Raw genomic sequence first — 1598 nt, forward strand, 5'->3', positions numbered from 1 at the left:
ACGGGTTCACCGATGGCGGCTGCGGTACCGCAGCCGCCTGAACCATCAGCAATTTTTAATCCATTTAATTCATTAGAAAAGGAGCGGGGTAATGAAGCTGAAGCAGCCGTTGATAAAGTTTTGTTGTCTTTATTTGCCACCATGATAGAACACATGGCGCCATTAATTTGAGATTCAATTAGGTGACAAATACCCAGCAAGCGACTCTCAATATCCCGCTGCTGGGCCAGGGCATTAAACGTATTATAATGAGCCTGAATTAACTGATTTAATCCCTGATACTTCTTATCCGCTCTTTTACGGACCACGCTGACAAAAACTGTCGCAGTAATCAGGAGCAGCACGACTCCTGTCGCTATTTGACTGTAACTGAGTAAGTTATCTTGCATTAGTCCGCTGCATAATTGTTCCTGGCTTATTTAATTCGCTGCACTCTAAGCCGACGATTTGAATCTTCTCGACCGAAGAAAAAGGAGTTCAACGCACCGCGCTCAATGTAATAGGTATCATCATCGTCCCAGGAAAAATAACCCCGGCTATCGATTTGCTTCCAAACCTGACCATTAGTCAGCTCAATTTGCCATTTCTTATAAGGGTCTTGCTTTTTGCTGGCAACTTCTACTTCTAACCTTTCAAGCGTATTATTTTGACTACCTTTGTGCTCCATACCAAAGTTCTGCTCTGCGGCATTGTCGCTCCGCTTGCCCCGTTGCTTAGCCTTAGCTTTCATCTCTTCGGCCTTGCTTTGTCCTCGGGCTTTCATCTCTTCCGCTTTAGCTCTACCTTTAGCTTTTTCGTCCTGAGGTTCACCTTGCTGACGCTTGGCTAAGTTGTCATAGCACACCAAGCGCTCCAGTGAGTCTTCAATCGCCGAGCATTCCTTCATTGTTTCCTGTTGCGCTCCGGCCGTACCGGCAATAATGAATAACGTTGCGCCTAGTAGTTTTCTATACATACATCCGTCCTGCTCTAATTTTTAATAACGTAAAGTAAGAGTATCGCCTTTCTGCATTAACTCAAATTCTTTCAATGCACTCATGCCCAAAAGTATGACATCGCCGTCCATCCCGGGTGTAATTGAAGCAGCAACATTGCTCAACTGAATATCACCCAGCTGCAAACGATCAATTTCTGTACGGTATGTTATAACACGTCCATTGGCGGTTTGGGACATTCCCTGACGCCCCTTACGAAGTCCGAGCTTTTGCGCTAAACCTTCGGGAATAGCGACCAGGGTAGCTCCGGTATCTAATAAAAATGTCACCGACTGCCCGTTAACCTTTCCCCGGGCTACGTAATGGCCCATACGGTTTTGTTCCAGCACGACTGTGACCTGCCCATTGTCTACATGACTTTGAACCTGAGAGTTAGGATTAAACTGTTGCTGAAGCTTGTCTTCAAAAAACCAAACCAGCATAGCAATAGCAAGCCCCCATGCAATAAACATGAAGGGTTTACCAAATGAATTAGTCCTGGCCAAAGGAGCCCCCTTTAATCATTATTGTAGGGTGAGGTTTGCGCTTTAACAGCATCAGCTCTTTGCTGTCGCAGCCCAGAAACGTCTTCTACTGACCACCCCTGCAAGTTGCTTTCGATAA

2 protein-coding genes and 1 pseudogene are annotated in these 1598 nt (G+C 45.7%); all 3 read right to left on the bottom strand.

Features of this window, described 5'->3' with window-relative positions; translation table 11 throughout:
• Positions 1-389: pseudogene (locus tag B3180_RS04225) on the bottom strand (bifunctional diguanylate cyclase/phosphodiesterase); the annotation flags it as partial.
• A gap of 26 nt (positions 390-415) precedes the next feature.
• The gene (locus tag B3180_RS04230) at positions 416-955 is read right to left on the bottom strand and encodes a hypothetical protein (protein WP_054490169.1); all 540 of its coding nucleotides are present in this window, start codon (positions 953-955) and stop codon (positions 416-418) included.
• Positions 956-976: 21 nt separating this feature from the next.
• On the bottom strand, positions 977-1480 hold the full coding sequence (locus B3180_RS04235; protein ID WP_224798491.1) for a retropepsin-like aspartic protease family protein: 504 nt from the start codon (positions 1478-1480) through the stop codon (positions 977-979).
• Positions 1481-1598: the final 118 nt, after the last annotated feature.

It is taken from the genome of Idiomarina sp. UBA4206 (genome assembly GCF_002383015.1).
GTDB lineage: Bacteria > Pseudomonadota > Gammaproteobacteria > Enterobacterales > Alteromonadaceae > Idiomarina > Idiomarina abyssalis.